Consider the following 6,721-nt stretch of genomic DNA (forward strand, 5'->3'; position numbering starts at 1 on the left):
AACCTGAGGGCATTATGGAGAACGCTGTCAACGTGTAGATAAAGCTAACGTTAACAGCATATGAAATTTTTGTAATAAAGGCTTTGACCGGCAGCCAAGGGGGGGTGCTAGTATCGCCTTAAGACGACATTGGCGGGCCAGCAGCGGCGGTGGCCAGGTCGATCCTGTGGCCCAGCGCAGTGAGCCTTAGGGCATGCGCTGGTTCTTAGTGATCTTTGATGGCGAGTTGCCCGATGACTGAGGTTTCCCTGCCTTTCACTCGTGAAGAGTATGCAAACCGCCTGTGGAAGGTGCGTGCTGAAATGGCCGGTCGTGGTATTGACGTATTGATTGTCAGCGACCCCTCCAACATGGCGTGGCTAACCGGCTACGATGGTTGGTCATTTTATGTCCACCAGTGCGTGCTGGTGGGGCTGGAAGGCGAACCCGTATGGTTCGGCCGCCGGATGGATGCCAATGGTGCACTGCGCACCTGCTGGATTCATCCCGATAATATTACCTACTATCCGGATTACTACGTCCAGAACCCTGATATGCACCCGATGGAGTATCTGGCGCAGTCGATTATGCCGGACCGTGGCTGGCATATCGGTGTGGTGGGCATGGAGATGGATAACTACTACTTCTCCGCTAAAGCGTATCAAAGCCTGCTGAAAGAGTTGCCCCATGCGCGCTTTATGGATGCCAACTCGCTGGTGAACTGGTGCCGGGCGATCAAGTCGCCTCAAGAAATTGCTTATATGCGGGTAGCGGCCAGAATCGTCGAGGGGATGCACTCGCGCATTCTTGAGGTGATTGAGCCTGGTCTGCCCAAGAGCAAGCTAGTATCGGAGATTTATCGCGTGGGTATTGAGGGCTTTGTCGATGAAAACGGCAAAGTATTTGGCGGTGATTACCCCGCCATCGTGCCCATGTTGCCCACCGGTAAAGATGCAGCCGCACCCCACTTAACCTGGGACGATACGCCATTTCGCACCGGCGAAGGCACCTTCTTCGAGATTGCGGGCGTGTTTAAGCGTTACCATGCGCCTATGTCGCGCACGGTGTTTCTCGGCACGCCACCGGTTGATTTTATCCGTGCGGAGTCGGCGCTGCTGGAAGGTATCGAGAATGGCCTAGCGGTTGCCAAACCCGGCAACCGCACGGCAGATATTGCCATGGCGCTGGGTGCGGCGATGGATAAATATGGCTTTGACCGCGGTGGTGCCCGCTGTGGTTATCCCATCGGTATCTCTTACCCACCCGACTGGGGCGAGCGCACCATGAGTTTGCGCCCCTCGGATGAAACTATCCTGCAGCCCGGCATGACCTTCCACTTCATGCCCGGCCTATGGGTTGATGACTGGGGCCTGGAGATTACCGAAAGTATCCTAATAACCGAAGATGGCTGTGAAACCCTGGCGAATTTCCCCCGCCAGCTGTTCGTCAAATAGCCGCGTGATAACACAAGGGAAACACAATGACGCTTCAACCGAACCAACTGCGGCCAAGCCCCATTTCCGCCACCGTTGATTTCGACGCCGATGGCGTGCAGCACGGCTTTTTAAAACTGCCGATTTCCACCGATGAGTCGGCTTGGGGCGCGGTGATGATCCCCGTCACGGTAGTAAAAAATGGCGAAGGCCCCACGGCACTGCTCACCGGTGGCAACCATGGCGATGAGTACGAGGGCATCACTTCGCTGTTGAAGCTCTCCTCGACGCTGAAAGCGGAAGACGTGACCGGACGCGTGATCATCGTGCCCTGCATGAATACCCCAGCGGTGATGGCGGGCAAACGCACCTCACCCATGGATAAAGGCAACCTGAACCGCAGCTTTCCTGGCGACCCTAACGGCACGGTGACCTCGCAAATTGCCGACTACTTCACCCGCGTGCTGGTGCCCATGAGCGATGTGGTGCTCGACCTGCACTCTGGCGGCCGCACGCTGGATATTCTGCCGTTTGGCGCTTCCCACGTGCTGGATGACAAAGCCCAACAGCAGGCCGCCCTGGAAGGTGCAAAAGCGTTTGGTGCACCTTACGCCATGGTGATGTTTGAGCTAGATGCCGAAAAGCTTTTCGACACCGCTTGCGAGCGCCAGGGCAAAGTGTTTGTGGCCACGGAGTTGGGCGGCGGCGGCACCTCTACGCCGCAAAGCATGGCGATTGCCGAGCGTGGCGTGCGAAACTTCTTAATTCATTACGGTTTGGTAGCCGGTGACGTGGAGATGCCCGAAGGCGGTCAAATGTACCTCGATATGCCGGATGCTAGCTGCTACGTGCAGAGCCAGCATTCGGGCGTATTAGAGCTGCTGGTGGCACTGGGCGACGAAGTGAAGAAGGGCCAAACCATCGCCTATGTTTACGATATGACCCGCAGCGGCACCGCCCCGGTGGCGTACAAAGCCGAGCGCGATGGTATTCTCATGGCCCGCCGTGCGCCGTCGCTGATCAATATGGGGGACACTCTAGCGGTGATTGCCGATGTTGTTGAACGGCTAGAGGCGTAGCCCTCGGTATGATGAAACTGGACCGTTTTGATCTCAAAATTCTCGATATCCTCTCCCGGGACGGGCGAATCACCAAGTCTAAGCTGGCCGAGGCGATTAACCTCTCGGTCAGCCCCTGCTGGGAGCGGGTAAAGCGGCTGGAAACAGCCGGTGTGATCGAAGGCTATACCGCGCGCATCAATGCTGACGTGCTGGTGCCGCGCAACCCCGTATGGGTGCAGATCGAGCTCAAGCAGCACAACGCCGAAAGCTTTGCCCGCTTTGAAGCCTTGGTGATGCAAACTCCCGAAGTGACCGAGTGCGTGGCCGTCGGCGGTGGCGTCGATTATCTGGTGAAGTTCGAAGCCCGCACCATCGATAGCTACCAGCGCTTGATGGATAAATGGCTGGTATCGGAGGTGGGCATTGAGCGCTACTTTACGTATATCGTGACGAAGACCGTCAAGCATCAGCCGATTGGCATCGACCCCAGCGCTGCGCTTTAGCCGCTTTGCCTTGCGGCCAAAAAAAACCATCATAAAACGTCTTGCCACAAAAAAAGTGCCGGAAAACACCGGCGCTTTCAAAAACACTTCGTGGCGATTCTCCCTTACGCTAGACACATCGATTTAGCGCGACCCTTGAGCCGCGATGGATGATCCTTTTGATGTGCACGGTGTGTCGCCTCTAGCAGGCCTCATCGTATTGGCTGCAACCTGGGGAGGTGCCCATGACCACACTATCGACCACGCTTGCTAAACGCCTGGAAGATCCGCGCCTGTTCCGGCAGTACGCCTACGTGAACGGCAAGTGGACCCATGGCGAAGGTGGCCGTGAAGAGGCCGTGTACGACCCGGCAACCAACGAAGCCATTGGCCATATTCCGCTGCTGGAAGCAGAGCAGATTACCGCTGCTGTGGATGCCGCCGAAGCGGCGTTTGTCCACTGGCGGGCACTGCGCGCCGACGAGCGTTGCGAACGCCTGCTGGCCTGGTACGACCTCATTCAAGCCAACCGCGAAGACCTAGCGACCATCATGACCCTGGAGCAGGGCAAACCGCTGCCCGATGCCCGTGGTGAAGTAGAGTATGGCGCAAGCTTCGTGCGTTGGTTCGCGGAAGAGGGCAAGCGCACCTACGGCGAGACCATCCCGAGCCACATTCCCAATGCATCGCTCGGCACCATTAAAGAGCCGGTGGGCATTGCCGCGATGATTACGCCGTGGAACTTCCCGCTGGCGATGATCACCCGCAAAGCCGCTGCCGCGCTGGCCGCAGGCTGCCCGGTGATTGTGAAGCCTGCCAACGAAACGCCGTTCTCGGCGCTGGCGCTGGCAGAACTTGCCGAGCGAGCGGGCATCCCAGAAGGCATCTTCAACGTGGTATTGGGCGAGCCTGCGGAAGTCTCCAAGATTTTGTGCAGCGAACCGCGTATTCGTGCGCTCTCGTTCACCGGCTCCACCCGCGTTGGCCGCCTGCTCATCGAGCAAAGCGCTAACACCGTGAAGCGTCTTTCACTGGAGCTGGGTGGCAACGCGCCGTTTATCGTCGGGCCAGATATGGACCCGAAAGAGGCCGCCTATGCTGCGGTAGCGGCCAAGTTCCAAACCGCTGGGCAAGACTGCCTAGCTGCTAACCGGATTTTAGTACACGAATCGATTCACGATGAGTTCGTGGCCCAGTTCACCGAGCGTATGGCGGCCCTCACCGTGGGCAATGGCCTGCACGGCGAAGTCGATCTTGGCCCGCTCATTCACCGCCAAGCGGTCGAAAAAGCAGCCGCGATTGTGGACGACGCAATCTCCCAAGGCGCCACCATGATCGCGGGCGACCAAAGCCAAGCACCGGGCGACAACTTCTTTATGCCAGTGCTGCTGACCGGTGTGACACCGCAAATGAAAGTATGGCGGGAAGAGAACTTTGCCCCGGTGGCCGGCATTACCGCTTATAGTAGCGACGACGAAGTGATCGAGATGGCCAACGACACCGAATACGGCCTGGCCGCGTACATCTACACCCATGATATTCGTCGTATTTGGAAGCTGATGCGCGCACTGGAGTACGGCATGGTGAGCGTCAACTCCGTGAAGATGACCGGCCCGCCCGTGCCCTTCGGCGGCGTTAAGCAGTCCGGCCTTGGCCGTGAAGGTGGCGCGACGGGTATCGATGAGTATCTGGAAACGAAGTACTACTGCCTGGGGGCACTGGGTTCGGTGTCGGGCAGCTAGGTTTAGGAACCACAGCATCGCGCGCTGAAGCGGCCCTCCCACAACATCCGCTGAGGTGCTTGAATAGGCCCTGTGGGAGGCCGGCTCCGCCGGGCGAAGGCACCGCTAGGTGCCCAACATTAAGTCAGTCACCAAAGATAAAACACCCTCCCCAAGTATGGGGAGGCTTATCGTACAGAGAGAACGTTATGAGCTTGCATCAGGATCTGATCGAACGCGACCGTAAAGTCACCTTCCACGCCTCTACCCACCTGCGTGACTTCGCCCACGGCGACGCACCGGGCCGTGTTATTACCGGTGGTAAAGGCATTAATATCGTTGATAAAGATGGTCGTGAGTTCATCGACGGTTTTGCGGGTCTTTACTGTGTGAACATCGGCTATGGTCGCACTGAAGTGGCTGAAGCTATCTACAAGCAGGCGCTTGAGCTCTCCTACTACCACACCTACGTAGGCCACTCCAACGAGCCGCAAATCGAGCTTTCCGAGCGCGTGCTGAAAATCGCAGGCCTCAACATGTCCAAGGTCTACTACGGCATGTCCGGCTCTGACGCCAACGAAACCCAGCTCAAAATCGTGCGTTACTACAACAACGTACTGGGCCGCCCGCAGAAGAAAAAGGTCATCTCGCGTATGCGCGGTTACCACGGCTCTGGCATCGCGTCTGGCTCGCTGACCGGCCTGAAGGCGTTCCACGACCACTTCGACCTGCCCATCGATACCATCCGCCATACCGAAGCGCCGCACTACTACCTGCGCGCCGCCGAGCAGCACGGCATGACCGAGCGGGAATTCTCTGCCTATTGCGCGGATAAGCTCGAAGCGATGATTCTGGAAGAGGGCCCGGACACCGTTGCCGCCTTTATCGGCGAGCCAGTACTTGGCACTGGCGGTATTGTGCCGCCGCCGGAAGGCTACTGGGAAGCGATTCAGCCGGTACTGGATAAGTACGACGTGCTGCTAATTGCCGACGAAGTGGTGTGTGGCTTTGGCCGTACCGGCTCCGACTTCGGTAGCCACCACTACAATATGAAGCCTGACCTGATCACTATCGCCAAAGGCCTGACCAGCGCCTACCAGCCGCTGTCTGGCGTGATTGTCGGCGATAAAGTGTGGAAAGTGCTTGAGCAGGGCACCGGTGAATTCGGCCCCATCGGCCACGGCTGGACCTATTCCGGCCACGCCTTGGGCTGTGCTGCTGGCCTTGCCAACCTGGATATCATCGAGCGCGAAAACCTGGTGGGCAACGCGGCAGAAACCGGCGGTTACTTCCAGCAGCAGCTGAAAGCGACGTTTGAAGGCCACCCGCTGCTGGGTGATGTTCGCGGCGTTGGCCTGATGGCTGCGCTGGAATTCTCTCCGGATGCCAAGCAGCGCCTGCACTTCGACCCCGCGTTGAAAGTGGGCCCGCGTGTCGCGGCTGCGGCCATGGAAGAGAACCTGATTGCCCGCGCCATGCCTCAAGGCGACATTCTTGGCTTTGCACCGCCGCTGACTATCAACCGTGGCGAAGTAGACGAAATGATCGGCCGCGCCAAACGCGCCATCGACCGCGTGACCGATGAGCTAGTGCGCTCCGGCGACCTGAAAACGGGCCAGCAAGAAGCCACTTTTACCGTTTAATCGCCTGCGTTAGCCGTTTAAGCGCCGCTGCTGATGCAGCGGCGTTTTTGTTGTGCGCCAGGCATGGCGCGCAGCGCCTTGACTGGCGCTATTCCTGAGGGTGGTGCCTCACAGGATGACTTGGGGGTGAAAGTCCCCTACGGACCCTGATAGCGGGAACCGTTAGCTGAACAGCAAGGGTGTCTGCCGCAAGGCAGAATCCGAAGGAAGCTGAAGGCAAACTCCCGGCCCGACGAACAGAAATCGCATACGAGGCTATCGCACCCGGGCGAGAGTGCAATGATCCTCAAAGCCCCATAGCTATCCGGAAGGGGCGATAGTAAATGCGGCGGGTAGGTGGGAGGAAGGTCGCGCGTCTTACCCTGGGAGGTCTGGTGGTCTGCCACGGTGCTACCGGCGTCG

The 6,721-nt window shown here is 58.4% G+C and carries 5 protein-coding genes; all 5 read left to right on the plus strand.

Features of this window, described 5'->3' with window-relative positions; translation table 11 throughout:
- Positions 1 to 233: 233 nt before the first annotated feature.
- The 5 genes from doeA to BMY49_RS13505 all read left to right on the plus strand — a co-directional run bounded on the left by doeA (position 234) and on the right by BMY49_RS13505 (position 6,319).
- Positions 234 to 1,433 carry an ectoine hydrolase DoeA gene (gene doeA / locus BMY49_RS13485; RefSeq protein WP_044628651.1) on the plus strand — a complete coding sequence of 400 codons (1,200 nt, stop codon included), beginning with the start codon at positions 234 to 236 and terminating at the stop codon, positions 1,431 to 1,433.
- 26 nt (positions 1,434 to 1,459) lie between these two features.
- A complete protein-coding gene (gene doeB, locus BMY49_RS13490; RefSeq protein ID WP_062374042.1) occupies positions 1,460 to 2,491 on the plus strand; it encodes a N(2)-acetyl-L-2,4-diaminobutanoate deacetylase DoeB in 1,032 nt (343 codons plus the stop codon).
- 8 nt (positions 2,492 to 2,499) lie between these two features.
- Positions 2,500 to 2,976 (plus strand): Lrp/AsnC family transcriptional regulator, encoded by a 477-nt coding sequence (locus BMY49_RS13495; protein ID WP_058577473.1) that lies wholly within the window; start codon positions 2,500 to 2,502, stop codon positions 2,974 to 2,976.
- Positions 2,977 to 3,200: 224 nt separating this feature from the next.
- A complete protein-coding gene (locus BMY49_RS13500) occupies positions 3,201 to 4,697 on the plus strand; it encodes an NAD-dependent succinate-semialdehyde dehydrogenase (protein ID WP_058577474.1) in 1,497 nt (498 codons plus the stop codon).
- A gap of 188 nt (positions 4,698 to 4,885) precedes the next feature.
- On the plus strand, positions 4,886 to 6,319 hold the full coding sequence (locus BMY49_RS13505; protein WP_089675804.1) for an aspartate aminotransferase family protein: 1,434 nt from the start codon (positions 4,886 to 4,888) through the stop codon (positions 6,317 to 6,319).
- The last annotated feature ends 402 nt before the right edge of the window (positions 6,320 to 6,721 follow it).

It is taken from the genome of Vreelandella aquamarina, assembly GCF_900110265.1.
In the GTDB taxonomy this organism is placed as follows: Bacteria; Pseudomonadota; Gammaproteobacteria; order Pseudomonadales; family Halomonadaceae; genus Vreelandella; species Vreelandella aquamarina.

What these genes read in the sequence shown, in the direction of transcription:
- BMY49_RS13495 (WP_058577473.1), top strand. Translation starts at nt 2,500, where the DNA reads ATGATGAAACTGGACCGTTTTGATCTCAAAATTCTCGATATCCTCTCC.
- doeB (WP_062374042.1), top strand. Translation starts at nt 1,460, where the DNA reads ATGACGCTTCAACCGAACCAACTGCGGCCAAGCCCCATTTCCGCCACC.
- BMY49_RS13500 (WP_058577474.1), top strand. Translation starts at nt 3,201, where the DNA reads ATGACCACACTATCGACCACGCTTGCTAAACGCCTGGAAGATCCGCGC.
- BMY49_RS13505 (WP_089675804.1), top strand. Translation starts at nt 4,886, where the DNA reads ATGAGCTTGCATCAGGATCTGATCGAACGCGACCGTAAAGTCACCTTC.
- doeA (WP_044628651.1), top strand. Translation starts at nt 234, where the DNA reads ATGACTGAGGTTTCCCTGCCTTTCACTCGTGAAGAGTATGCAAACCGC.